This is a genomic window from Runella rosea, from assembly GCF_003325355.1.
Taxonomy (GTDB): Bacteria; Bacteroidota; Bacteroidia; order Cytophagales; family Spirosomataceae; genus Runella; species Runella rosea.
The window spans coordinates 2,749,411-2,774,642 of sequence record NZ_CP030850.1 but is presented as its reverse complement, the minus strand read 5'-3'; the positions used below and the strand labels follow the sequence as shown (position 1 = coordinate 2,774,642).

Sequence of the window (25,232 nt, the reverse complement as noted above, 5' to 3'; positions counted from 1 at the left end):
TATATTTATAGGGTAGGTTACGCATCAATTTCCTGATTTAAGTAAATCTCTTTCTTTTTCTTTGGGGTGGAAAAACGCTCGGAAAGGGTCGCAAAAATGACGTACAACCCGGGGATGATGATTACCCCGAAGATGGTTCCAAAAAGCATTCCTCCTGCGGCGGCAGTTCCGATGGTACGGTTTCCGATTGCGCCTGCTCCCGAGGCCATCATGAGTGGAATCAGTCCTGCAATGAATGCAAAGGACGTCATTAAAATGGGCCGCAAACGAGAAGCGGCTCCTTCGATGGCCGCCTGCAAGGGTTTCATGCCTTCATCGCGTTTGAGAATCGCAAACTCTACAATCAGAATGGCATTTTTTCCGAGCAATCCAATCAACATGACCAGCGCAACCTGCGCGTAAATGTTGTTTTGCAACCCTAAAATGGCCAAGAAGAAAAATGCTCCAAATATTCCCGTAGGCAGTGATAAAAGCACTGGCAGCGGCAACAAAAAGCTTTCGTATTGGGCCGCAAGTAGCAGATACACAAACACTAAACAAATGATGAAAATATAAATGGCCTGGTCGCCCGACAGGATTTCGTCGCGCGTCATACCAGACCACTCGTACGTGTAGCCCTTGGGTAGTTTTTGGGCCGCTACCTCTTGTATCGCTTTGATGGCGTCGCCACTACTGAAGCCCGGAGCGGCATCTCCGTTGATCATGGCCGCCGTAAACATATTATAGCGCGTAAGCTGTTCTGGGCCATATACCCGCTCCATTCTGACGAAAGCCGAGTAAGGTACCATTTCGCCTTCGGTATTTTTGACGTATAATTTGAGCAGGTCGTCGGGCTGCATGCGGTACTCTGGCGAGGCCTGAACCATGACCTTGTACATTTGTCCAAAACGAATGAAATTGGTGGCGTAAAAACTACCAATAAGCGATTGCAGGTTGTTCATGGCGTTGTCCACTGAAACGCCTTTTTGGGCGGCTTTTTCGTTGTCAACGTGAATCAAATACTGCGGAAAGCTCGCATCATAACTCGTAAAGGCATTGACTACTTCGGGGCGTTTGTTGAGTTCTTCAATAAACGACTTTGTTACTTTTTCCATCGCTTGCAAGTTGCCACTTCCCGTACGGTCTTGAAGGCGAAACTCAAATCCACTGGCGTTTCCGTAACCGGGTACAGCTGGAGGAGGAAAAAACTGAATGTCAGCGTCTTTGATATGTTTGGTTTTCTCAGATAACAACGCAATGACGTCGTCTACTGATTCGGTACGGTTTTCCCAGGGTTTAAGGTTCATCATCCCCATCCCAAACGATGCTCCTGCTCCGTCAGTCATCAAACTAAAGCCTGATAGAGTCGAAATAGACTCAACGGCGTCGAGTTTTAGGCTCACTTTTTCAATTTCGTCCACTACGGCCTCGGTCCGTTCGAGGGTAGCCCCCGAAGGAGTCGTGATATTGGCATAAATCGTTCCTTGGTCTTCCGTTGGGATAAAGCCCGAAGGTAGAAACATATTCGTGCCCCACGTAGCCGCAATGAAGAAAATGAGCATGGCGAATGTTACCACGCGGCGGTTGGCAATGGCATTGATAAGCGATTTGTAACGGTCTGATACGCCGTTGTACCAATTATTGAAGCCATCAAAGAAACGAGTAAGCAACGTGGCTTTTTGGCCGTGGTGGCTTTTGAGCATGATGGCACAAAGCGCAGGTGTGAGCGTAAGCGCGTTGACCCCCGAAATCACAATCGAAATGGCCATCGTAATCGAGAACTGACGGTAGAAAACCCCCGACGGGCCATCCATGAAAGCTACGGGTACAAATACGGCGGTCATGACGAACGTAATGGCCACAATGGCCCCGCTGATTTCATTCATGGCTTCAATGGTCGCTTCTTTGGCATTAAGGCCTTTTTCTTCCATTTTGGCGTGAACAGCTTCAACAACGACAATGGCGTTGTCGACCACAATTCCGATGGCCAATACCAAGGCAAACAACGTAAGGAGGTTGATCGAAAATCCGAACATCTGCATAAAGAAAAACGTACCAATGAGCGAGACGGGTACGGCCAAGGCGGGAATCAGCGTAGAACGGAAGTCCTGAAGGAAGATAAACACCACCAACGCCACCAAAATAAAGGCTTCAATCAAGGTTTTGATTACTTCGTGGATGGAGGCATCCAAAAAGCGCGATACGTCGTAGCTGATGGTGTATTTCATGCCAGGAGGAAAGGACTTCTGCAATTCCGTCATTTTGGCTTTCACGTTGGCAATCACTTGACTCGCGTTGGAACCCGGGCGTTGTTTGAGCAAAATCGCCGCCGAAGGACGGCCGTTTTCTTTCGATAACACGTTATAGTTCAACGAACCAAATTCAATATCGGCAATGTCCTTGAGGCGTAAAATATCGCCGCTGGGATTTGCCTTAATGATGATATTCTCGTATTGTTCTTGCGCCGTAAATTTCCCCGTATAACGAAGTACGTACTGCAACGACTGCGACTTTCGCCCCGAGCTTTCCCCGATTTTGCCAGGGGCTGCTTCTACATTTTGGTTGCGAAGCGCCGTGATCACATCGTCGGCTGAGACGTTGTAGACGGTCATGCGGTCGGGTTTGAGCCATACGCGCATAGAGTACTCGCGTTGCCCCATGATGTTGGCAAAACCCACCCCGTCGACGCGCTTTAACTCAGCTACGACGTTGATGTCGGCAAAGTTGTACAAAAACTCTTCGTTGGCGGTGGTATCTTCGCTCAAGAGGTTAATGTACATCAACATACTGTTGACCTCTTTTTCGGTCGAAACCCCCGCTTTGATTACCTCCTCGGGCAATTCGTCGAGCACCGTCGCTACCCGCGTTTGAACGTTTACGGAGGCCAAATCGGGGTCAGTTCCAACTTTGAAATAGACCTGAATGATACTTGTACCGTCGTTGCCAGATACCGACGTCATGTAGGTCATCCCCGGCACCCCGTTGATGGCCCGTTCGAGCGGCGTTACCACGGCCTTAGAGCAGGCTTCCGCGTTAGCTCCCGTGTATTTAGTGGTTACCGTCACGGCCGGAGGGGCAATGTCGGGGTATTGGGTTACGGGCAATTGGGTCATGGCCAAAAGCCCTAGTAACGTAATAATCAAAGAAATAACGATAGACAGGACAGGCCTGTGAATGAATGTGTTAAACATGCTAAAATTCCTTTAGGGTGAGACAACATTGAATGAACAGGCCAGTTATTGCTGTTCCAATTGCGCGATAATCTGCCTTAAAGGAACCATTTGTGGATCAACCTGCATCCCTACTTTCATATCCTGAATACCTTCATAAATGATTTTATCATTCTTGCTCAAGCCCGATTCGAGGATGTATAAGTGCGGAATGCGCAACTTCGGAACAAAACTACGCATTTGCACTTTGTTCTGACCGTCAAGCACATACACGTAGACTTTATCCTGAATTTCGAACGTAGATTTTTGGGGAATCACTAAGGCTTGATTGACTTTTTTCAAAATGCGAATTTTGCCGCTGGAACCGTGCTTGAGGATACGCTCTGGATTGGCAAAACGCGCCCGGAATGCAATGCTACCCGTGGCGTTGTCAAATTCTCCTTCGATGGTTTCGACGTATCCTTTGTGCGAATGTTCTTCGTTGTTGGCCAAAATGAGCGATACTTCATTACGGTTCGTTTCCTCTTTGTTGCCAGAGGCAAATTCTAGGTATTCTTTTTCCGACACGTTGAAGTAGGCATAGACTTCGTTGTTGTCTGAAATGGTAGTCAACAGCGTGCCTTCGTCAATCAAGCTGCCTATTTTGTTGGGGATACGGTCAATGATGCCGTCAAAGGGCGCTTTTATTTCCGAATAAGATAGTTTAAGTCGGGCGCTTTGCTCTTCTGATTCGGCTTCTTCTACGCGGGCCAAGAGCGCATCCAACTTGGCCTTGGCCATGTCTAACTCGGTTTTGGAAACTACATTTTTATCGACCAGCTTTTTGACGTTTTGCAGGTCTAGTTCGGCCGTTTTTGCTTCGGCAATGGCGCTTTTCAAGCCCGCCGTTGCGTGCAAAAGCGCGCCTTTATATTCTTGGTTGCTGATGCGAAAGAGCACTTGCCCTTTTCTGACACTTTTACCTTCGTCGACGTGAATACTTTCGATGTATCCTTTGACCCGGGCGCGGATTTCAACGTTTTTTATGGAGTGTATATCAGATACATAATCCTGATTATACACCGTATCAATCGCCACGGGTTGGGTAACTTGAAATTTTTCGCGAGTGGTTTGGGTTCCTTGGTCGGGCGTGGAACATGCCATCATAGACATACCCACAATCGTTAAACATACGAATGGTTTCCTCATTGTAATAATGGTTATTAAACAGAAATGGATAATATAAAAGAACGTACTGAACACCCATAACGGCAGATGTTCGGCATTCAACGAAAAAGAAGCACTTTGAACTAAAGTGTAAAATTAAGCCTGATTCGGTGGGGGTGAATTAGGCTCACTGTAATGCGGTACGAAGTTGTCCTGATAATGGCCAAAATTGCGTGAAAGCCCCTCAGGGTTTCCACGTTGGATAAATTCCAAATCAAGTGGTGGCCAAATAAGACAAATACTGAATTCTTCTAAAAAGCTGCTTTCCTCATTTTTATCACTGACAGGAACGTCCTGATGGAAAATCGAAGGATTGAGAATGTTGCCAGCAAGCCATTCAAATAGGCTGTTGGCTTGGTGAGAAGTAGAATTTGCCTGATAGAAAAAACCTCTCTCAGAAAAACCCGTCGGACTGACAGTATCCATAGATACGTGAATCATTTGCAAAAGTAATACCCAGCAAATGAACCTTCTGATGATATGTCTGCCTTCCGATGGTTTCATATTTGTAAGACAAATATATAGATAAAAGGTTTGTTATCACGAAGATTATGTTAAAAAAATCCAAAAACACTACGTTATAAAGTCTGGTGATTAAAAGTATTTGGCCTAAAATTGGGTTTTATATCCTCGAAAATTTATAAAGCCTGATGCAAATCATTCCTACCACCAGATTAAATCGGTAGGTTGTTTGAGCAATACCAAATTAGCAAAATAAATTATAAAAATCATCGGCGAATATTTTTGTAATTTGGGTTCATTGCTAACTTTGTGAAGTCGCAAAATGACGTACACTTCCTCAAATCAATAATGCTCATGAATGCTTTAATGGACAATGCCGAAGTCAAAAAAGACATGGTACAAAACCTGTTAGGACTGGGACAGGTTAAAAAATTCAATTTTAATTTACCCCCCGCGGCGTTGGTTGAACACGCCATTCTCAACGGCGAAGGCGTGTTGGCCGATACTGGCGCGCTGATGGTTGATACTGGAAAATTTACGGGCCGTTCTCCAAACGACCGCTACATTGTTAGTGATGATAAAACCCTTCAAGCCGTTTGGTGGAGTGACATAAACATTCCTTTTGATGCCCAAAAATTTGACGCACTGCACCGCAAAATGTTGGATTATTTGGAGGATAAGACCGTGTATGTACGTCAGGCTCATGCCTGCGACCATGATAACTACCGCCTCGGTATCACGGTCGTAAATACGTGGGCTTGGCATAACCTGTTTTGTTACAACCTGTTTATGCGCCCCGAAGAGCAGGCGCTGCTAAGCCCAAACACTGATTTTACCATTATCAATATTCCTGAATTTCAGGCCGACCCACTCACGGACGGTACCCGCAGCGAAAATTTTGCCATTCTAAATCTCAGCAAAAACATCATTCTGATTGGCGGAACGGGCTACGCGGGCGAAATGAAAAAAGGGATTTTTTCGGTACTCAACTTCAAACTACCTCACGAACGCGGAGTGCTTTCGATGCACTGCTCGGCCAACGTGGGCAAGGAAGGTGATACGGCAATTTTTTTCGGGCTGTCGGGGACGGGAAAAACGACCCTCTCAGCCGACCCGAATCGCTCCCTCATTGGCGACGATGAGCACGGTTGGGCCGACGAAACTGTGTTTAATTTTGAAGGAGGATGCTACGCCAAAGTGGTTGACCTCACCCGCGAAAAAGAACCCGAAATCTACGACGCCATTCGCTTCGGAACGATTGTTGAAAACACCCGTTTTGTAGAAGGTCAGCGTACCATCAACTATGCTGACCGGTCGGTGACGCAAAATACCCGGACGGCGTATCCCATCCATTACATTCCCAACATCATGCGTCCTTCGCGCGGTGATGCTCCCCAAAATATTTTCTTCTTGGCGGCGGATGCCTTCGGCGTTTTACCTCCGATTTCCCGATTGACGGCTGGACAGGCCATGTACCATTTTATTTCGGGCTATACGGCCAAAGTAGCAGGCACCGAAATGGGCGTAAAAGAGCCTCAGGCTACGTTTTCGGCCTGCTTTGGGGCCGCGTTTTTGCCGTTACATCCTACGCGGTACGCAGATTTGTTGGGCAAAAAAATCAACCAACACCAAGTGAACGTGTGGCTGATTAACACTGGCTGGTCGGGGGGAGGATACGGCGTGGGCAGTCGGATGAAACTGTCTTACACCCGAGCCATGATTACGGCGGCCCTCAACGGTGATTTAGACCAAGTGAGTTATACAAAACATCCGATTTTCGGCATCGAAATGCCCGATTCGTGCCCGAATGTGCCAAGTGAGCTGTTGCATCCGCGCAATACGTGGGAAGACCCCGAAGCTTATGACCACATGGCGTTGCATTTAGCGGGTTTGTTCAGGGATAATTTTAGTAGATACCAAGATTTTGCCAGTCCGCAGATTTTGGCTGGTGGGCCGATTGGCTAAGGAGTGCTCATTGACTTTTGTTTAGCCCACAGAGCCATCTGTGGGCTTTTTTTATATAAAAACCCTGAAATTAAGCACTTTGATGGCAGTTGCCCGACTTCCGATTTTTGTCTTTTTTTTTCTGGTACAGGAATTGCTATTAATCTTCCCAAAAGTTGTGGAACTTTCGCAAAAATCTAACCAACCCTTCAAGAATGTTTGTCGAAGCCATTGAGCGCGTCAGCGAGTTTACCAGACCTATTCACATCATTACCCGGTTATACCACCAATCCGACATACTGCCCGGGGCCGCGACCATGTTTTTTGTCAACGAAAACGGCTATGCCGTTACGTGCCGACACGTGGCCGAGATTATTGTCAATGCCGCGGCGATTCAACAAAATTATACGCTGTTTGCGGCCGAATTGCGCAAGTATCAGCGCGACCCTCAGTTACGCCTGCACCAAAAGCGACTTGAACAAAAGCATGGCATGGCTTTGGGAACGATTATTACCCAAAAAATGGACTTTATCAATTGCTTTGACAGTCTGACGCATATTGACGTAACGTATCACCAAAAATACGACTTGGCCCTATTGCGTTTTCGCACCGACGGTAAGTCTTACTACGGCCGGCCTGCCGAATTTCTGTCGGATGACCAGACGGTAAAACCAGGCAAAATACTTTGTCGTTTGGGGTATCCATTTTCAGAATTTAACAATTTTCGATACAACGCCGACCTTGATGATATTGAGTGGACGGGTGCGGCACCGCACGTGACGCCCGCCTTTCCTATCGACGGGATTGTGACTCGCTTCATCGGCGACGAGACGGGCCAAGCCTACGCCATTGAGATGAGTACGCCTGGATTGGTGGGCCAGAGTGGCGGGCCCATGTTTGACTCGGAAGGAGTGGTGTACGGAATGCAACAATCAACGCGGCATCTTCATTTGGGCTTTGACATGGTCAACCGCGACGTATGGATTGGTACGCAACGCGCCAAAGTGTCCAACCACCCTTTTCTGCACGTAGGGGTGTGCATTAGCGGAACCATCATTAAGGATTTCCTGCGTCAGCACGGAGTGAAGTTTTACCAGAAAAAATAAGGCGTTTTATTTTAAGCCATAATTTCCTCGGAGCAGGTATTCAAAGAATCGGCTCGGCAGAAAGCGTTTGAGCCAAAGTGAAAACCGCTGCAAAAATGGCCCTGCGATGTAGTGAATTTTGGGCGAAGAACTATTGATGGCCTGCTCAATGATTTTGGCGATGTAAAGTGGGTCTTCGGCTTTGCTCACTTCGTCGTTAACAATAGTATTCATGGTTTCGACGAAGGAACGATAAGGTGACGCTGGCGAAGGCATGGCCACCAAGCGAGCGGCATTGATGTTTGTACGGACGTCGCCCGGCAAAATACTACACGCCCGAATGCCAAAGGGTTTCAATTCGATATTCAGCGTTTCGGTCAGGATTTCAACGGCGGCTTTGCTGGCGCTGTAAATACCCCGAAAGGGTAAGCCCATCCGTCCCGCGATAGATGCTACATTGATAATCAGTCCGTTGCCTTGGAGCCTCATAACGGGAAGCGCCGCGCGGCACATCCGGAGCAGTCCATAAACATTGGTATTAAACACCTGCTCAATGAGCGTATCGGGGGTTTCCTCCAACGCGCCGATGATTCCCAGCCCTGCGTTGTTGATGAGCACGTCGAGGCGCTGTTCACGTTGGAGTAGTTGGGCGATGGCCGCCTGAATGGAAGTCTCGTCATTCACATCCAGCAGTAGGGTTTGAAATGGAACGATTTCGGTAAAAGGTTTTCGGCTGGTGCCGTACACGCGATGCCCTAACTGCGTTAAATATTCAGCCGTTGCGCGGCCAATTCCGGTAGAAGCACCCGTAATTAAAATAACTTTGGACATTTGTTGGGTATATCGTTAACGGTTAATAGGTTAAAGGGGGGTAATGCGTTTTTTCTTGACGTTCAATCTTTAACGGATACCAGTTAACTGCCTTACTTTTTAATTTGATTTAATTCTTCTTGCATTTGGTTGACCAGATGCCTAAGATGGTCCAAAGATACGGTAGGCTCGGGCAAAACCGTACTGAAAAACGCTTTAATTTCCCACACTTCCAACACATCCTTTAGAGGCACTTCAAAGGTTGGAATGGTATTTTTGTCGGAACTGAGCAAGAGCGTCCCTTTGATTTTGACCTGATTATAGACCCTACGACACACTACGCCCAGATTTCGGGCCACCAATAAATAGGTTTTACCGTCGGCAATGTCGTACCAATTGCCGATAAATTGCCCAATTAAAAATGCGTTGGGGTACGTAAAATCATCTCCAGCTTCAAACGCCCGGTATGCGCCGTTTGGCAAGAGTGGCCACTGAAAAACGGGCAAACGTTTGATAAAATCGCTATTGTTGTGCTTTTCGATGTACTCTTTCCACTGACTTTGGCGCACGTAAGGAATCAGCTGAGGCGATGTTTTTTCGTACTCGGCCGTTGGCATTTGTACCATCGTAGCCCCGTTGCTGTTGTCGTATTGGTTATTAAAAGCAGGCGGCTGATACGTGGGAGACGGCGGCTGAACTGGAGCAACTGGTTTGGGCGGCTCAATTACAGATGCAACTGGCACAGACGGCGGCGCAGGAATGGATTGTGGACGAGGAGCGGCGGCAGGAGGTGTATAGTATTGTTCAAAAATGCTAGATAACGTCTGCGGTTCTATTCCCACTTTAGGCTCGGTCACGAGTGGGGCGACGGCGGGCTTGTCTATCGGGAGCAAATTGGGCGTTTCACGGATTTTGCGCAGGTCTTTTTTTAGCAAATCGTCCACCGACACATTGAAAAGTTTTGACATTAACTTCAACACATCAATGTTAGGATTGGCGCGCTGCTCCTCATAAGCGCCTACCGAAGCACGCTTAATGCCCAAACGACGGGCAAACTGATCCTGCGTCATTCCGTGTAGTTTGCGCAGGTATTTCATATTATCACTGACAATACTCATGGCAATTTTGATAAAAATTTTAGTAAAAGTAGGTAATTTTCAGTTTTACTAAAAATACATCTACAATCTCCTTGAAAATTGTATTTTTGAGGAGAAATAATAAAATAAAAGTTAGACACAGGCTAAAAGTGTCAGGGTAGAAATTGGTTTAGAACGAGCAACTTTATTTTTTATAATTCATTAATAATTAACGTATTCCAACATGGCAGTCGCTGAATCAACCTTAACCCGTGACCTACAACGCGTTTTTGACGCCCAACGTAAAAATGCCGTCAACGTGGCATTAACAAACGCAGATGAGCGTGCCGAAAAACTAAAAGTGTTGTTGGATTACCTCATGGCTCACCTGCCCGACGTAGAGAAAGCGATGTATGATGATTTTCGCAAACCCGCGGTAGAAGTGCTACTGGGAGAGGTGTATACGATTACGTCAGAGATAAAATTTGCCCGCAAAAACCTGAAAAACTGGATGAAACCCCAACGCGTTCCTACGCCGCTGGGCATGATAGGGACTTCCAATTACATCAAACACGAGCCCAAAGGAAATGTGTTGATTATTTCACCCTGGAATTATCCGTTGGCCTTGGCCATCAAACCCCTCATTTCGGCCATTGCGGCGGGTAATGTAGCCATGTTGAAGCCTTCCGAGCTTACGCCCCATACCTCACATTTTCTAAAAAAAATGATCAGCAATTTGTTTGCCGAAGAAGAAATTGCCGTTTTTGAGGGGGATGCCGAAGTAGCCGCCGAGCTGCTAAAACTGCCTTTTAATCATATTTTCTTTACAGGTGCGCCCACAATCGGTAAAATAGTCATGCGAGCCGCCGCCGACCATTTAGCCTCCGTAACGCTGGAGCTGGGAGGAAAATCCCCCAACATCATTGACGAGACCGCCGACATCAAAAAAGCCGCCGAAATGACGGCTTGGAGCAAAGGCCTTAACAATGGTCAAACCTGCATCGCGGTGGATTATGTGATGATTCATGCTTCCAAAAAAGACGAGTTCATCACTTCGTATCGGACAGCGCTCCAAAAAATGTACAGTGAAGGCGCTGAAAAATCAGACAGTTACGCCAGAATTGTCAACAATCGGCACTTCAACCGCCTGAAAGGATATCTGGACGATGCCATCGCTAAAGGGGCGTCGGTGGTGGTAGGTGGAAAAACACTGGACGAGCAAAACTACGTAGAGCCAACCTTGCTCACCAACGTCAGCGACGAAATGAAAATCATGCAGGACGAAATTTTTGGCCCGCTGTTGCCCGTATTGACTTATCAAAACAAAGAAGAGGTAATCGCGTACGTGAATGGCAAAGAAAAACCGCTTGCGCTCTACATTCACAGTACGGATTCGAAAAACATTGACTATTTCCTGAACAACACCACGGCGGGAGATACGGTCATCAATGACGTGATGATTCAGTTCGGCAACGCGGAGTTGCCCTTCGGCGGGGTCAACAACAGTGGCATTGGGAAGTCAAACGGGTATTTTGGTTTTCAGGAGTTCAGCAACCTGCGCGGCGTGTCCAAGCGGCAATTTGGTACCATGAAATTTCTTTACCCGCCTTACACAGCCAATGTTAGGAAAATCATGGATTTATTGGTGAAGTATTTTTAGGGGCTTTTTTTTAAAAAACGGCCAACGCTTCAAAGGGATGCGTTTTCTTGTGCCGGTCAGCTTCAACTTTGGGGGTATTATTCGGTAAGCCCTACATCTTTGGGCAGCTTGTCTTTCCTCGGCTCCTGCGCGAAGCGGGCCGAAAGCGCAGTTGGTTCTTCGTAACTAAATGACCTCCTTTTCCTTTTTTAAAGACATCTCCACCGCCGTCCATCGGGATAAAATCTATAGAGGGCAAAAACGCAAAATCATCAAGGGGCTGCGCCTGTACGTCAAAAAGCGGGTCGCCTGGGAAATGGTAGGTTTCAAAATCGTAATCAAACAGAAAAATCGTCACAAATCCGTCGGGGCTGTATTTGAGGCTGATGTCGTTGGTGGGCATGAGCTTAAAGGCCTGTTTCAAATCAGCGCGACGCACAAACACATCCTTGAAGTAGTCGTGGTACAGTTTGGCGCGGTTGTAGAGATAAATGACGTTGGCGGTGTCGTAACTAATGGCAATGTCGAGGTAATGCCCTGAAAAATCCCGGCGAGCTTCTTTTGCAAACAGCACGCCCATGTTACTGATGGCGTTGGGGCTCAGGTAGCGTTGATAATTCTCAATGGCGGGGGTTTCTTCATTCCGATTTTTATACACATTACCGATATTGACATAGTACGGTCTTTTGGTGGAATCAACTTCCAGTGCTTTATCAAAGTCTTGCATCGACAGTGTTGAAAATTTGGCCTCATCTTTGTGGTTGCGTTCATGGCGCTCCCGCAGCGACATATACGACTGAACAATGCCCCGGTTGTTGTAGAGCAAGGCAAGTCTACGTTGCCGTAGCAAGCTGTCATACAATACCTTTGCGCGGTCGATTTCATCTTTGTTTAGGAGCGAAATGGCCAAGCCGTTGCTTGCATTTACATTGCTCGGGTCCATGCGGTGCGCCTGCGAAAAGTCGTCCATCGCGTCATCGTATTGGCGGCATTTGAGGTAAATATTCCCCCGATTTACGAGCATCCGTACACTTGCTTCATCATTGGCCTGGATGGCTCTTTCGAGCCATTTTAGGGAAGAAAGAAAATATCCCTCAATGCGTAAATATTCGCTCATGGCCAGACACGGCAGCAGCCCATTGCCAGCGAGCCGAACGGCAGTTTGCACATCGTCTTTGGCGAGTTTTGATTGTTCGGTGTACAAGCGGCAAAAGGCGCGGGCCGCAAAAAAATCAGCGTGGTTACGGTTTTTTACATTCAGAATCTCGCCTGCTTGGTCAAAACAGCAGACCGCTTCCCCAAAATTTCGTAGGCGATAATTGACCATTCCTAGTCCCAGCCAAGCGCTTTTTTGGGTGGAGTCCAAGTCGAGGGCGCGTTCAAAAGCCTTCTGGGCCTGCCGTTGGCCATTGGTGCCTACATACGCATTGCCGAGGCTCAACCACGCTTCGGCCGATGCTTCATTGTGGCGACAGGCGGCATCGTATTCCAACACGGCAAGTTGGTATTTTCGCTGTCGATACAGCGCGTGGCCGAGCCCCAAATGGGCTGCAAAACGATAATAAGGGTCTTTTAAGTCTAAATATTCGCGGTACAATACCTCCGCCTGCTCATATTCGTGCTGGGCAAGGTGGGTGTTCCCGCGTTGAACCAACAGCCTCGGCCCTGTAGCATTTCTGCCTGTTTTGAGGGTGAATTTCTCGGCTTTTTCGTAAAGTTTCTCGGCATTTTTGTAATCACCCAACCGAAAAGCAATGTTGGCGTACAGTTCGTGGAATTCGGCGGCTTTGGCAAATCCAATGCGTTTGGTGTGCTCCTGCGCTCCCGATAGATTATGAAGACGGTACTCGGCCAAGGCCATATTAAACAATAGCGTATCGGTTGGTTGGGCCAACGCCCAAGTCGCCAAGCTTTTATTGAATTCTCCTTTTTGCGCTTCCCAGACCCCTTTGTTGTGTAAATACCGCCGTCCAACGCCCGTTTGTGTCATGATTTCTAAGGCATCATTGTAGTTTTTGAGCAAACCCGTTGTAAGTGAGAGATTGTACAATAAGGTATCGTTGGCAGAAGAATGTTCTTGCGCTTGCAAGAAGAGCGATTGGGACGTCTGAAGTTTAAGTTGATAAGCCTGTTGAATACCCGCATTATTGAGTTGACGGAAACGTTTATCCGTCATTTTAGGCGCTTTGATGGGCAGAGATGCGGGGCTACGGCGAGGAATAATTGCGACTCCAGCGGTTGGCTTTAAAGGTACAGGAAAATTTGTGTCGGTTGAGTCAACTTCCATTGCCAATGCAGGTAATGCCGAAGTCAATACCAACAGAAACAAGCCCAAAAAAAGCCTTTTTAGAGTCATAACGAACCAATATTTTGGGTAGCTATCAATACAATCTTTCACACGAACCGTGCCATTCAGACTACTTTTCTTAAAACAAAATATTGGGTTTGGAAGAGGAAAATTTTATACCGATAAAAGCAACGGTACAGACTGTTGGTAAAAATACCAGTTAAGGCTTATAAAACAAATATCTGTATTGGAGAATATTGCAGGCTTTTATTATTTGGTATGCGTCTTTTATAGATTTATTACATGAAAAAATGCCTAAACGCTGCTTATAGAGTCAGTTAAAAATTGTTTTCTATGAAATTAATTTCTTTGTCTAAAATCACGATTGCCAGCGCGGCCCTTATCGTTTCGGCGTGGTATTCAGGCTCCGAGGATAAAAACCGATATACGGGTTGGAGTGAATTTTTGGGCGGCCCCGAGCGCACACATTATTCTAGTCTCACCCAAATTACGACCGAAAACGTCAAAAATTTACAAGTGGCATGGGAATACCATTCGGGTGATACTACCGGTCAGATTCAGTGCAACCCCATCATGATCGATGGTGTCCTGTACGGTACTACGGCCTCGGTGCAGGTATTTGCGCTAGATGCCGCCACGGGAAAAGAACTTTGGAAATATAAAGATTCCAAAGACCCGCAATGGTTTAATACCAACCGGGGCGTGACTTACTGGGAAGACGGCGACGACAAACGTATCTTTTTCAGCGCGGGGCAGTGGCTCTACGCACTGGAAGCAAAAACGGGAAAACCGATTGAATCTTTCGGTGAAAATGGTCGGATGGACTTACACAATGGTTTGCCAGCATCGGCAAAAGATAAATTTATCTGTTCTAATACCCCAGGTACTATTTTTAAAGATTTGATTATCATGCCCGTACGCCTGTCGGAAGGCCCTGATGCGGCTCCAGGCCACGTTCGGGCTTTTAACGTACGCACTGGCAAACTGGCTTGGACCTTCCGGACCATTCCGCATCCCGGTGAAGTGGGCTATGAAACTTGGGGGAAAAATAACTACAAGAATGAAGACGTTGGCGCGGCCAACAATTGGGCTGGCATGGCCGTGGACCGCGACCGGGGCATTCTTTTTGTGCCCACTGGCTCGGCGGGGTATGACTTCTACGGCGGCAATCGGCCTGGGCAAAACCTGTTTGCCAATTGTTTGTTGGCACTCGATGCCGCTACTGGTAAGCGACTTTGGCACTTCCAATTTGTGCACCACGACGTATGGGACCGGGATTTACCTTCGGCTCCCACGCTCGTGACGATCAATCGGGAAGGGAAAAAGATTGATGCCGTGGCGCAGATTACCAAGTCAGGTTTTGTGTTTGTCTTTGACAGGGTAACGGGAAAATCGCTCTTCCCCATCAAAGAAATTCCAGTACCTACCAATGGTGTGCCCGGCGAAAAACCTTGGCCCACGCAGCCCGTCCCGCTCAAGCCCGCGCCTTTTTCGCGGCAAACCCTGACTATGGACGAAATTAATCCCTTTGCCGCTAATCGAGATGAATTGGCCGCTACGCTGCGCAGTGTACGTCATCGTAATCAGTTTGAGCAACCGAGCAAAGAAGGAACGTTGATTTTTCCTGGCTACGACGGCGGTGGGGAGTGGGGCGGAGCAGGCTACGACCCCGAAACGGGCATCCTGTACGTAAATTCGAATGAAATGCCTTGGATTATGACGATTGTGGATAAACCAAAAATGGATAAGTTGGCGATGCTTCCCACGGGCGAACGCGCCTACGTGCAGTACTGTATCGCCTGCCATGGTGCCGACCGCAAGGGGAATCCCAAGAGTGGGTATCCGTCGTTGGTAGACATTAATGTCCGTCGCGACCGGGCCTACATTCACACGCTCGTCAGCAATGGAAAAGGAATGATGCCAGGGTTTTCGTACCTGAAACCCGCCGAAAAAGACGCGCTGATTGCCTTTTTGTTTGGGGAAGAGAAAAAAGAAGCGGGCAGCGCGGTGGTGGAAGACAAGTTTTCGAGTGTGCCTTACAAAACCACTGGCTACAATAAATTTTTGGATAAAGACGGCTACCCCGGCATCAATCCACCGTGGGGGCAGTTGAGTGCCATCAATCTCAACACGGGTGAATACGCTTGGAAAATCACACTAGGAGAGTTTAAAGAACTAACGGCCAAAGGAATAGCCCCAACGGGTTGCGAAAATTACGGCGGCCCCGTCATTACTGCGGGCGGTGTGTTGTTTATTGCCGCCACCAAAGATGGGATGTTCAGGGCGTTCAACAAAAAAACGGGACAACTGTTGTTTGAAACCAAACTCCCAGCGGCGGGTTTTGCCACGCCAAGCACCTATCAGGCCAACGGAAAACAATACGTGGTCATTGCGTGCGGCGGCACCAAACTCGGCACACCCAAAGGCGACAGTTACGTAGCCTTCGCGCTGCCGTAGATTATACATTTTTTGTCAAGAGAATTAATACAAAACGGGTGGTTTTGCGAGCGTTAGCTGCAAAACCACCCGTTTTCCGTTCCTCCGTTTTCCTCCCAATTTATCTTAAATCTGTGAATAGGCCGTGGGTTCCAGAAAAATACGCGCAATTCTAGAAACAGTATTGGCGTATTCGGGCGCTTGGGAGAGCTGCTTCCAGTCGGGGTCAGCGCTAAATTGTGCCCAGTTGGCGTTGCGCTCTTCCATGTTTTTAAAGGTTAGCATATAGGTTAAACACGGCATTCGTGGTCCGATGAGCACTTCTCCAAAGAAGACAATGTTGAGTTTGACTTTGTTAAAAACGGCAATTTCTCCTTCGTTAAACATCTTGATTTTGCGACGAGCAGCGTCTTCGTTGTAGCTTTCGTAGGTACGAAGTTCCATGATTCGCGGCTCTTTGGAGGGCGTGGCCAATTTGGGCATCCCGTCAAATGCAACCATCAAAGAACTACTCATACGGTCGAAAGTTGCTTTATCGACGGGGGTTTTTAGGTACGCATCGGCGGCGCTGAGGTAGTCGGTATCGGTTTTCAGTAGACCGTGGATTTGGAAGTACTGCTCCTGCGTAGCGTAGGCAATCAGCACGTGCAATTTAGCGGGGTCGTCTTTGCTCATTTCCTTAAATACCCCGACCTTATTCGCACCCATGCGGTTGAGGGCGGGCATCAAAGCGGTTTGTATGTAGGCTTCTAAACGACCCATACCGCCCATTTTCGTCTCGTACGACCGTAATTCGTAGACTTCTTTATCGTTCTTTTTGGGAGATTGTGTGGCCAATGCTGGTGCAACCGCTCCCAGCCCAAGCAGCGAAGAGGCCGCCATAAATTTTCTTCTTTTCATTCGTATATGATAGGTTATTGCTTAGAAAAGCTAGAATGGCCTCTGAACTACGGTTATAAGCACAGATTATTTTTCAATAATGGCCCGAATCTTTGCGCGTAGTTTCAAACTGGTCGCGCTGCTTAAGTTTTTGTAAAAATGGGGAGAAAAGGGCCTAATAATCAGCCAAAAACTGACGGCGTATTCAAGTCAAGAATCCGCCGTCATCAATACGTACCTACCGGGCAATAGACCCACCGTCGAGCACCAACTCGGCTCCCGTCATAAAAGAAGACTCATCGGAGGCAATGAACAATGCACCGTAGGCGAGTTCTTTCGGGTCGGCGAGGCGTCCCTGCGGCGAAGTAGTTTTGATGAGGTCTTCAGCGCCAGGTACGTGCGTAAAGAAATCGGTCATGGGGGTCAGTACACCGCCTGGATGCAGGGAATTAACGCGAATGTTGTCTTTGGCGTATTCAACGGCCATATCTTTGGTCAACAACCGAAGCCCACCTTTGGATGCCGTATAGGCGGGCCCGTTACCGCCCACGTTTCCCGCAATGGATGCCACGTTTACGATACTCCCGCCGCCGTTTTGTTTCATGGCTGGTACCACTGCTTTCACGCCCAGAAAAGGCCCCGTGAGATTGATAGCAATGATTTTGTCCCAACTGGCTTTGTCGGTATTATCGGTAGTTGCTCCTGCGGGATAGACGCCCGCGTTGTTGACTAAAATATCAATTTTTCCGTATAATTCAACGGCTTTGTCGGCCACTTTTTTCCAATCAGCTTCCGATGTCACATCGTGGGCAATGCATTCAATAGCTAACCCTGCCTTTTGGGCTTCGGAGACCCATTGTTGCATTTTTTCAAACTGAACATCGGTGGCCAGTACTTTAGCCCCTTCTTCGGCAAACAGCTTGGCTTCGGATTCTCCCATGCCTCCTGCGGCTCCCGTAATGATGGCAACTTTGTTTTGTAAACGGCTCATATTCTTTTGGTTAAATGGTACATTAAAGTGCCTTTTCGGCGATAACAATGTTTTCAATACCTTTCAATAGCGCATCGGGCGTAAACGAAATACTGTCGATTCCTTCTTTTACCAGAAATTGGGCAAAGGCTGGATAGTCGCTTGGAGCTTGCCCGCAGAGGCCAATTTTAGTGCCTGATTGTTTGGCTGACCGAATCACCATGGCCAACATTTCTTTCACGGCGGCGTTGTTTTCATCAAACAACCCGCTGATGATGGAGGAGTCGCGGTCGATACCGAGCGTGAGCTGGGTGAGGTCGTTGGAGCCGATGGAGAATCCGTCAAAAATCTCGGCGAATTGTTTTGCCAAAATCACATTGCTCGGAATTTCGGCCATGACGTAGACTTCTAAACCGTTTTTGGTTCGTTCTAACCCAAAGCTTTTCATCACGTCTAAGACTTTGCGCCCCTCATCTACCGTGCGACAAAAAGGAATCATCACCTTCACGTTGGTGAGGCCCATTTCATCCCGCACGATGCGGATGGCCTCGCATTCCATGCCAAATCCTTCGCGATAACGTTCGTGATAATACCTTGATGCGCCCCGGAAGCCCAGCATTGGGTTTTCTTCTTTGGGCTCGTAAAGCGCTCCACCAATGAGCTGACTGTATTCGTTGGTTTTGAAATCACTCATGCGAATGATGACATCCTTAGGATAAAAGGCCGCCGCCACCGTGGCCACGGCCTCGGAGAGTTTTTCAATAAAGTATTTCTTTTTGTCGTGATAATGCCGCGTGATGGCTTCAATCGCCTTTTTGTCGTTACTGTCGGGCAGGGTGTCGTACAGCACGAGCGCCATCGGGTGAATCCGAATAGCGTTGGCAATGATAAACTCCATGCGCAGCAAACCCACGCCCTCATTCGGATAAAACGAGAGACGGAAGGCGTTGTCGGGGTCGGCCAAAATAAACATCGGCTTGGTGCGGGTCTGGGTATCGTTGCCAAAATTAATTTCGTGCTCTTCCCATTCCAATTTGCCATCATACACCCGCCCCTCATCGCCTTCAATGCAGGAAACAGTAATAATCTGGCCGTCTTTGAGCTTTTGGGTTGCATCCATCGTACCCACTACCGCGTGAATACCCAATTCGCGCGCCACAATCGACGCATGACTGGTACGTCCTCCTTTGTTGGTGACGATACTGACCGCTTTTTTGAGGAGTGCGTTCCAGTCGGGATTGGTAATGTCGGCCACGATAATGTCGCCTTGTTGGACTTTTCCCGCATCTGCCAGCGATTCCACAATGCTCACCCGACCGCTTACAATGGAGCGCCCCACGGCCTTTCCTTTACAGATGGGCAACGCGCTCGTATGAATTTTGTATTCTTTGATGCCAATGCCTTTGGCCTGTTTTTGGGTTTGTACGGTTTCGGGGCGAGCTTGTACGATAAACAGCTCTCCTGTCAGCCCGTCTTTGGCCCATTCGATGTCCATGGGCATTCCGTAGTGTTGTTCGATTTGAGAACACCAGCGTCCAAGCTGTTCGACATCCGTGTCTGAAAGGCAGTATACATCTCGCTTTTCGCGGGGTGTGGCAATGTTGATAATCGGTCGTTCGGTGCCCGTTGAATACACCATCATGTTTTCTTTGGCACCCATACGGTGCTGGATAATGCTCCGTTGGCCTGCTTGAATGGCGGGTTTGAACAGGTAAAATTCATCAGGGTTTACAGCTCCCTGTACGACGTTTTCGCCCAGTCCCCAAGCACCCGTAAGGTAAATTACGTTGGTAAAACCCGTTTCGGGGTCCAGCGTAAATGCCACCCCCGCCGAGCCTTTGTCAGACCGAATCATCTGCTGAACCCCCACCGAAAGCGCCACTTTCAAGTGTTCAAATCCGTTGTCGATACGGTACTTGATGGCGCGGTTATTGAACAGCGAAACGTAACATTTTATGACAGCGTTCAACAGGTTTTCTTCGCCTTCGACGTTCAAAAAAGAATCGTGCTGCCCCGCAAAACTGGCCGTTGGCAAATCTTCGGCGGTGGCACTGCTCCTTACGGCTACCGAAATAGGCGCATCGTTCTCCAAAAGGCGATAGGCAAGCAGCGTTTCCTGCTTTACGGCATCTGGAAGTACCCCGCTACCAATCAGATTACGGCATTTTTGGCCGATTTCGGGGAGGTTGGAAAGGGTGTTAATATCCAGTTCAGTAAGCCATTCGGTGAGTGGCTCCACGAAATTATTTTCGTGTAGAAATAACCGAAAAGCGTCGGCGGTCAGCGCAAATCCATCGGGGATTTGGATGCCGAGCGGCGAAAGAGTGTTGAGCATTTCACCCAACGAAGCATTTTTACCACCCACCGACGGCAGGTCAGTGAGCTTTATATCCCTGAAGTTGACGCAGTAATTCATAACACGTTGATTGCGTTACATTCGATCGGCCAAAAAGCGATTAAACTCCGCTTTTAGATCGGCATAGATTTCTTTGAAGGTGGCGATTTTAGCGTGGGTGGCTTGGTGGTCGCCAAAAAGACGTCGGTCTATCGCTACGGGATTTTCTTTGGCGTAATTGGCCAGCCATTGTTCATGAATGACGGCTTCATGATTGAGCGTGTCCAATTGCTCTTGTTGGATAATGAATTGATTTTGGAAATGTTCAACCTGTATTTTTACCTCTTGCGCGGTGTTTTCAGCGGCTATTTCTTCCAATCTTTTGTTGAAAATACCCAATTCATCTGCGTAAAATTTCGCCTCCATCAGCCATGTTTGATGTTCAGCGTGCAATTCGTCAATGTGTTTTTTCTGTGTTTCCATGTTCTACCAAAGGAGTTAAATTCCTTGAAGTAAGGTCATGAATTTAGCAGTAGTAAGGAATGACAATTATCATGTTTTAAGCTGACGTTTTAGGGGGATATTATGATTGTGTGCTGATAAACAGTTGTTTGTCTATTTGCCGTGCTGTGATTCCATGTGGCCTATTCCTTATTTTACTTCATCAATATTGCGCAGCCAATGGCATCAAAAAGTATACACCTTTGACTTCTCGGCCTTCCTCCAGGTGGGTTTCGGGTTGGGCCGCAAAACCCAACCCTAACTTAAGCCGATGGTTGGCGGTACATTCATAAGGGCTGTAGGATGACAGTTGAAAGCAGCCCAATTCCCGCGCTCGTTGAATCGCCTTTTGCTGCAAAGCGCGGCCAATGCCCTGGTTTCGAAATTCTTCCCGTACTGCAAAGGCATGAATTTTGGCTTCAATCAACGTGACCTTTTTTACCTCAAGAGGCGGGCAACGGGCTTCTGGGCCAATGGGCTGAAGCACGATTCTTAAAAAGCCTACTACTTGATTTTGTACCTTAGCTACCCACAGCCGAGTGGGCAGGGTGCCATAATATCCTCCCGTCACAAACGGGGCTTGGTCGGGGGCGGTTTCGTGGAGGCAGTTCAGGAAGTCGGGATAGCGCGGGTGGGTGGCCTCCCACTCTTCGATGGTGTAGGATGCGTGCGTCATAAAAAAGTGCAACAAGTCTCGGATTGATGTTTAACAAAGATATTGGTAAAACACAAAGTTTTCAGAGACAGCGGAAGCGATAACAGAATAATTTTTATGTAACAATGGAGCGTTACGCATTCTCAGCAAACTCCACGCTTTAGCGTAGGGCTTGAAAAAAACGGGCTGATTTATGGGCTTTAGCCTTGATGGTTATGAATTAGCACTTACCGTGTTGCAAACACTGTCTTTATTTTCGGTGCGGAGTCTCCCGTTGGAAGACTCCGCACAACGGGGTCATCAGAGAGCCAACTTTAGGTTTGGCTTTTTGAGCCCGTACGGATAAGCAGGCTAACGCAAACATACATCTGTCGGTAAAACGGATGTCAGCGGTTCGCGGCACTTTTTTCCTCATGGGCATATTCCAAAATATCCCCCGGTTGGCAGTCCAATGCCTTGCAAATGGCTTCTAAGGTACTGAACCGAATGGCTTTTGCCTTCCCTGTCTTCAGGATGGAAAGATTGGATAACGTCAAATCAACCCTTTCGGAGAGTTCATTCAGCGAAATTTTTCGCTTTGCCATCATCACGTCTAAGTTTACAATAATCGGCATCGCTTAAATGGTTAGGTCATTTTCTGATTTCATCTCCACGGCATTCTGTAAGATCTTTTCAAAGATGGCTGCCGCTGTGGCTATGACCACGGAACCGAACGAAGTGACGATACAAAGGGCAATAAAGCCCGCCGGGTCGTCATCTTTAGGATGAGTGAGCATGATATAAAGTCCTGCCCCCACAATGAAAATACACAGTATGATCGCACAATACTTGATCTTCTTTAAAGCCATCACCGAGGGCGGGGAGAATACTTTATTTTGCCCGATGTATCCCAATAATTTGAACGCATGGTAGAGCGCCGTAAAAAAAGCAATGGAGGCCGTGTACCCGTATAGGATGAGCGGGTCGGCGTAAATATGGAACAGGTCTAAGTTGACGGCTCTTCCCTCGGTGAGGGGAACGCGAATCAAAATGAACAAGGCGACAAGGCCGATCAGCACAACGACTGCCTGAAGAAACAGGGTTGAAATTCGTTTCATGAGGATTGCAGGATGATAAGTGATGATGCAAACATAATAAATATTTATTGATTATCAATAAATATTTATTTTTTATAAAAAACACCGCGGGGATTGTGCCGGACAACGATGTTGGAGCGTTGAGCCACGGAAGCTGTAATAAGCGCATTATTGAGGCGACAATGCAGATCGGAAGGGAAGGTTTTACAAATGACTGCGTTTTAGGTTTCTGCTCACGGAAGGATGAGCTTAAGGGGAGGATTAGCACTCAGCGTATCATAAATACTGTGTTTATTTTTGATAGGAAGTCTCCCCAACACGGAAGGGATTCGATTTTGCCTAAGTTCCCCGCGTGCGATCGAAGGAGCAGTGATTTATCTTGTCTTATAACTCCACGCTTTAGGGTGGGGCATGAAAAAAGGGGGCAACGTATGGGCTTTAGCCCTGATGAGTTTTGGGTGGTGCTTGCCGTGTTGCAAACACTCTTGTTATTTTGCGTTCGCAGTCTTCCGAAGGAAGACTACGAACAACGGGGCTGATTTATGGGCTTTAGCCTTGATGGTTATGAATTAGCACTTACCGTGTTGCAAACACTCTCTTTATTTTCGGTGCGGAGTCTCCCATTGGAAGACTCCGCACAACGGGGGCAATTACCGTGTTACAAACACTGTCTTTATTTTTGGTACGAAGTCTCCCATTGGAAGACTCCGCACAACGGGGGAAAAGTACAAAACAAAAAAACAGGTAACTCAACTGAGCCACCTGTATACAATGCTAATCAATATGTCCTCTAATGCCTAAAAAAAGGCAAAATCTCTTCTAAAAATTTATCAAACGTTACTTTCTTAATCCATTCCCTTCAATTCCGCCACAACTTTGGTGATGGAGTCTTTGGCATCGCCGAAGAGCATGAGGCAGTTGGGGTAGTAGAAAAGTTCGTTGTCGATGCCCGCGTAGCCGGCCGCCATGGAGCGTTTGCTCACGATCACCGTGCGGGCTTTGTCGGCGTTGAGGATCGGCATGCCGTAAATTGGGCTGGCCGGGTTGCTGCGAGCGGCGGGGTTGACTACGTCGTTGGCACCTACCACAAACACCACGTCGGTAGTGGCAAACTGATCGTTGATTTCTTCCATTTCCACGAGCTTGTCGTAGGCTACGTTGGATTCTGCCAAGAGCACGTTCATGTGGCCGGGCATCCGTCCTGCTACGGGGTGAATGGCGTATTTGACCTCCACGCCGCGTTTTTCAAGAATCGCTTCCAGTTCGTGAATCACGTGCTGCGCCTGCGCCACCGCCAACCCATAGCCTGGCACTACGATTACTTTTTGGGCGTAGTTCATCAAGATGGCAATGTCGGAAGGCGTGCTGCTTTTTACTGAGCCGCCCGCAAAGGTGCTGGCTTCGCCCGCCGCCGCACCGCCGCCGCCAAACGACCCGAAGATAACATTGGTGAGGGAACGGTTCATGGCGTTACACATCAAAATCGTGAGTAGCGTACCCGCCGAACCCACCAGGATCCCGCCCGTGAGCATGACCTGATTGTCGTACAAAAAACCGCCGAAGGCCGCCGCAACACCCGTAAAGGAGTTCAACAGCGAGATCACCACGGGCATATCCGCACCGCCGATGGGCAACACAAACAGGATGCCGTAGGCAAGTGATAGGGCAAAAATAACGTACAGCAGTCCCGTCGAAGCCTGTCCGAAGGAGAGATAGATGCTTAGCCCCAAAATACTCGCCATAAGTATGATGGTAAGGATATTTTGGGCGGGAAGCTTGAAAGTCTTTTTCAGAATTTCCTGCAACTTGGCGTAGGCGATGATACTGCCCGAAAACGAAACGCTCCCGATGACGAGTCCCGCCACGATAGTCAGAATCGTAACGGGCGGGGTGTCGCCGTGCAAATGGCCGAATTCTACCAACGAAATCAAGGCTGCGCAGGCACCGCCCATGCCGTTGAAAAGGCTCACCATTTGGGGCATGGCCGTCATTTTAACTTTCTTGGCCGAAATCCAGCCTAGTACGGTTCCGATGGCAATGCCGCCGAAAATCCAGCCGTAATTGCCGATGGATTCGCCGTCTTCGTTTTTGTGCATGAAGATGGTGCCCAAAATGGCGAGTGTCATGCCCGCTGCCGCCAAAAAATTGCCATTACGGGCGGTTTTGGGTCCAGAGAGCATTTTCAAGCCTACAATAAAAAACACGGAACCCAAAAGGTAAATGAGGTATAACCAGTATTGTTGAAGCATTGTGAGTGTGCAGTTTACAGTAAACAGCTGGCAGTCGCTTTCCCTTTTTACCATGGGCTGCTAACTGCTAACTAAATTTTATTTCTTCTTTTTAAACATTTCCAACATTCGGTCTGTGACTACGAAACCGCCGACGACGTTGAGCGTACCGAGAATTACTGCCAAAAAGCCCAAAATCAATGCGGGCCAGTTGCCAGCTTCAGCGTGGCCCATGACGATGATAGCCCCGATAATCACCACCCCGTGGATGGCATTGGCGCCCGACATCAGCGGCGTATGCAGCGCCGACGGCACTTTGGAAATGACCTCGATCCCCACAAAAATGGATAGGATGAGGATATAAATAAGCTGGATATTTTCTCCAATAAACGTGATGATTGAATCCATTTAATTATTGATTTGTGGTTAGTGGGCGGTGATTGGTCATTGATGAAAAAGATTGGAGTCAAAAC

19 protein-coding genes are annotated in these 25,232 nt (G+C 47.9%); 4 read left to right on the top strand and 15 right to left on the bottom strand.

The features are described from left to right. Positions 1-17: 17 nt before the first annotated feature. The 3 genes from DR864_RS11710 to DR864_RS11700 form a co-directional block, all read right to left on the bottom strand. A complete protein-coding gene (locus tag DR864_RS11710) occupies positions 18-3,170 on the bottom strand; it encodes an efflux RND transporter permease subunit (RefSeq protein ID WP_114067151.1) in 3,153 nt (1,050 codons plus the stop codon). A gap of 45 nt (positions 3,171-3,215) precedes the next feature. Then, entirely contained in the window at positions 3,216-4,337 is a 1,122-nt protein-coding gene (locus DR864_RS11705; protein WP_114067150.1) for an efflux RND transporter periplasmic adaptor subunit, read from the bottom strand. Between the two features lie 114 nt (positions 4,338-4,451). Further along, positions 4,452-4,796, bottom strand: coding sequence for a hypothetical protein (locus tag DR864_RS11700; RefSeq protein WP_162793744.1), 345 nt, complete (start codon positions 4,794-4,796; stop codon positions 4,452-4,454). A 375-nt stretch (positions 4,797-5,171) separates the two neighbouring features. Here DR864_RS11700 and pckA point away from each other — a divergent pair, with 375 nt between their 5' ends. Further along, the gene (gene pckA / locus DR864_RS11695; protein WP_374755788.1) at positions 5,172-6,782 is read left to right on the top strand and encodes a phosphoenolpyruvate carboxykinase (ATP); all 1,611 of its coding nucleotides are present in this window, start codon (positions 5,172-5,174) and stop codon (positions 6,780-6,782) included. A gap of 194 nt (positions 6,783-6,976) precedes the next feature. Continuing rightward, a complete protein-coding gene (locus DR864_RS11690) occupies positions 6,977-7,867 on the top strand; it encodes a S1 family peptidase (protein WP_114067148.1) in 891 nt (296 codons plus the stop codon). Between the two features lie 6 nt (positions 7,868-7,873). Here the strand turns inward: DR864_RS11690 and DR864_RS11685 are convergent, their stop codons facing one another. Together DR864_RS11685 and DR864_RS11680 are read right to left on the bottom strand one after the other, a co-directional pair. Next, positions 7,874-8,677, bottom strand: a complete 804-nt coding sequence (locus DR864_RS11685; protein WP_114067147.1) for an SDR family oxidoreductase — start codon at positions 8,675-8,677, stop codon at positions 7,874-7,876. A 92-nt stretch (positions 8,678-8,769) separates the two neighbouring features. Further along, positions 8,770-9,774: a helix-turn-helix transcriptional regulator gene (locus tag DR864_RS11680; protein WP_114067146.1), complete on the bottom strand. Its 1,005-nt coding sequence runs from the start codon at positions 9,772-9,774 to the stop codon at positions 8,770-8,772. Positions 9,775-9,976: 202 nt separating this feature from the next. On the opposite strand from DR864_RS11680, the gene DR864_RS11675 reads away from it, so the two are divergent. Then, positions 9,977-11,392: an aldehyde dehydrogenase family protein gene (locus DR864_RS11675; protein WP_114067145.1), complete on the top strand. Its 1,416-nt coding sequence runs from the start codon at positions 9,977-9,979 to the stop codon at positions 11,390-11,392. A gap of 91 nt (positions 11,393-11,483) precedes the next feature. Here the strand turns inward: DR864_RS11675 and DR864_RS11670 are convergent, their stop codons facing one another. Further along, positions 11,484-13,727 carry a tetratricopeptide repeat protein gene (locus DR864_RS11670; RefSeq protein WP_114067144.1) on the bottom strand — a complete coding sequence of 748 codons (2,244 nt, stop codon included), beginning with the start codon at positions 13,725-13,727 and terminating at the stop codon, positions 11,484-11,486. Positions 13,728-14,012: 285 nt separating this feature from the next. Between DR864_RS11670 and DR864_RS11665 the strand changes: the two genes are divergently transcribed. Further along, positions 14,013-16,136, top strand: a complete 2,124-nt coding sequence (locus tag DR864_RS11665; protein ID WP_114067143.1) for an outer membrane protein assembly factor BamB family protein — start codon at positions 14,013-14,015, stop codon at positions 16,134-16,136. A gap of 105 nt (positions 16,137-16,241) precedes the next feature. Here DR864_RS11665 and DR864_RS11660 read toward each other — a convergent pair whose 3' ends face one another. The 9 genes from DR864_RS11660 to DR864_RS11615 all read right to left on the bottom strand — a co-directional run bounded on the left by DR864_RS11660 (position 16,242) and on the right by DR864_RS11615 (position 25,167). Continuing rightward, positions 16,242-17,015, bottom strand: coding sequence for an NIPSNAP family protein (locus tag DR864_RS11660; RefSeq protein ID WP_114067142.1), 774 nt, complete (start codon positions 17,013-17,015; stop codon positions 16,242-16,244). Positions 17,016-17,232: 217 nt separating this feature from the next. Then, positions 17,233-17,985 (bottom strand): SDR family NAD(P)-dependent oxidoreductase, encoded by a 753-nt coding sequence (locus tag DR864_RS11655; RefSeq protein ID WP_114067141.1) that lies wholly within the window; start codon positions 17,983-17,985, stop codon positions 17,233-17,235. A 22-nt stretch (positions 17,986-18,007) separates the two neighbouring features. Next, on the bottom strand, positions 18,008-20,380 hold the full coding sequence (gene ppsA, locus DR864_RS11650; protein ID WP_114067140.1) for a phosphoenolpyruvate synthase: 2,373 nt from the start codon (positions 20,378-20,380) through the stop codon (positions 18,008-18,010). Between the two features lie 15 nt (positions 20,381-20,395). Then, positions 20,396-20,782 carry a hypothetical protein gene (locus DR864_RS11645; protein WP_114067139.1) on the bottom strand — a complete coding sequence of 129 codons (387 nt, stop codon included), beginning with the start codon at positions 20,780-20,782 and terminating at the stop codon, positions 20,396-20,398. A gap of 181 nt (positions 20,783-20,963) precedes the next feature. After that, positions 20,964-21,476, bottom strand: a complete 513-nt coding sequence (locus DR864_RS11640) for a GNAT family N-acetyltransferase (protein WP_114067138.1) — start codon at positions 21,474-21,476, stop codon at positions 20,964-20,966. A gap of 365 nt (positions 21,477-21,841) precedes the next feature. Further along, entirely contained in the window at positions 21,842-22,069 is a 228-nt protein-coding gene (locus tag DR864_RS11635; RefSeq protein ID WP_114067137.1) for a helix-turn-helix domain-containing protein, read from the bottom strand. Between the two features lie 3 nt (positions 22,070-22,072). Continuing rightward, a complete protein-coding gene (locus tag DR864_RS11630) occupies positions 22,073-22,552 on the bottom strand; it encodes a DUF2975 domain-containing protein (protein ID WP_114067136.1) in 480 nt (159 codons plus the stop codon). Between the two features lie 824 nt (positions 22,553-23,376). Then, on the bottom strand, positions 23,377-24,780 hold the full coding sequence (locus DR864_RS11620; RefSeq protein WP_114067134.1) for an NAD(P)(+) transhydrogenase (Re/Si-specific) subunit beta: 1,404 nt from the start codon (positions 24,778-24,780) through the stop codon (positions 23,377-23,379). A 78-nt stretch (positions 24,781-24,858) separates the two neighbouring features. Next, a complete protein-coding gene (locus DR864_RS11615; RefSeq protein WP_013928540.1) occupies positions 24,859-25,167 on the bottom strand; it encodes an NAD(P) transhydrogenase subunit alpha part 2 in 309 nt (102 codons plus the stop codon). Between the last annotated feature and the right edge of the window lie 65 nt (positions 25,168-25,232).

What these genes read in the sequence shown, in the direction of transcription:
- DR864_RS11630 (WP_114067136.1), bottom strand. Translation starts at nt 22,552, where the DNA reads ATGAAACGAATTTCAACCCTGTTTCTTCAGGCAGTCGTTGTGCTGATC.
- ppsA (WP_114067140.1), bottom strand. Translation starts at nt 20,380, where the DNA reads ATGAATTACTGCGTCAACTTCAGGGATATAAAGCTCACTGACCTGCCG.
- DR864_RS11665 (WP_114067143.1), top strand. Translation starts at nt 14,013, where the DNA reads ATGAAATTAATTTCTTTGTCTAAAATCACGATTGCCAGCGCGGCCCTT.
- DR864_RS11710 (WP_114067151.1), bottom strand. Translation starts at nt 3,170, where the DNA reads ATGTTTAACACATTCATTCACAGGCCTGTCCTGTCTATCGTTATTTCT.
- DR864_RS11655 (WP_114067141.1), bottom strand. Translation starts at nt 17,985, where the DNA reads ATGAGCCGTTTACAAAACAAAGTTGCCATCATTACGGGAGCCGCAGGA.
- DR864_RS11640 (WP_114067138.1), bottom strand. Translation starts at nt 21,476, where the DNA reads ATGACGCACGCATCCTACACCATCGAAGAGTGGGAGGCCACCCACCCG.
- DR864_RS11705 (WP_114067150.1), bottom strand. Translation starts at nt 4,337, where the DNA reads ATGAGGAAACCATTCGTATGTTTAACGATTGTGGGTATGTCTATGATG.
- DR864_RS11700 (WP_162793744.1), bottom strand. Translation starts at nt 4,796, where the DNA reads ATGATTCACGTATCTATGGATACTGTCAGTCCGACGGGTTTTTCTGAG.
- DR864_RS11615 (WP_013928540.1), bottom strand. Translation starts at nt 25,167, where the DNA reads ATGGATTCAATCATCACGTTTATTGGAGAAAATATCCAGCTTATTTAT.
- DR864_RS11680 (WP_114067146.1), bottom strand. Translation starts at nt 9,774, where the DNA reads ATGAGTATTGTCAGTGATAATATGAAATACCTGCGCAAACTACACGGA.
- DR864_RS11670 (WP_114067144.1), bottom strand. Translation starts at nt 13,727, where the DNA reads ATGACTCTAAAAAGGCTTTTTTTGGGCTTGTTTCTGTTGGTATTGACT.
- DR864_RS11645 (WP_114067139.1), bottom strand. Translation starts at nt 20,782, where the DNA reads ATGGAAACACAGAAAAAACACATTGACGAATTGCACGCTGAACATCAA.
- DR864_RS11690 (WP_114067148.1), top strand. Translation starts at nt 6,977, where the DNA reads ATGTTTGTCGAAGCCATTGAGCGCGTCAGCGAGTTTACCAGACCTATT.
- DR864_RS11635 (WP_114067137.1), bottom strand. Translation starts at nt 22,069, where the DNA reads ATGCCGATTATTGTAAACTTAGACGTGATGATGGCAAAGCGAAAAATT.
- DR864_RS11685 (WP_114067147.1), bottom strand. Translation starts at nt 8,677, where the DNA reads ATGTCCAAAGTTATTTTAATTACGGGTGCTTCTACCGGAATTGGCCGC.
- DR864_RS11675 (WP_114067145.1), top strand. Translation starts at nt 9,977, where the DNA reads ATGGCAGTCGCTGAATCAACCTTAACCCGTGACCTACAACGCGTTTTT.
- DR864_RS11620 (WP_114067134.1), bottom strand. Translation starts at nt 24,780, where the DNA reads ATGCTTCAACAATACTGGTTATACCTCATTTACCTTTTGGGTTCCGTG.
- pckA (WP_374755788.1), top strand. Translation starts at nt 5,172, where the DNA reads ATGAATGCTTTAATGGACAATGCCGAAGTCAAAAAAGACATGGTACAA.
- DR864_RS11660 (WP_114067142.1), bottom strand. Translation starts at nt 17,015, where the DNA reads ATGAAAAGAAGAAAATTTATGGCGGCCTCTTCGCTGCTTGGGCTGGGA.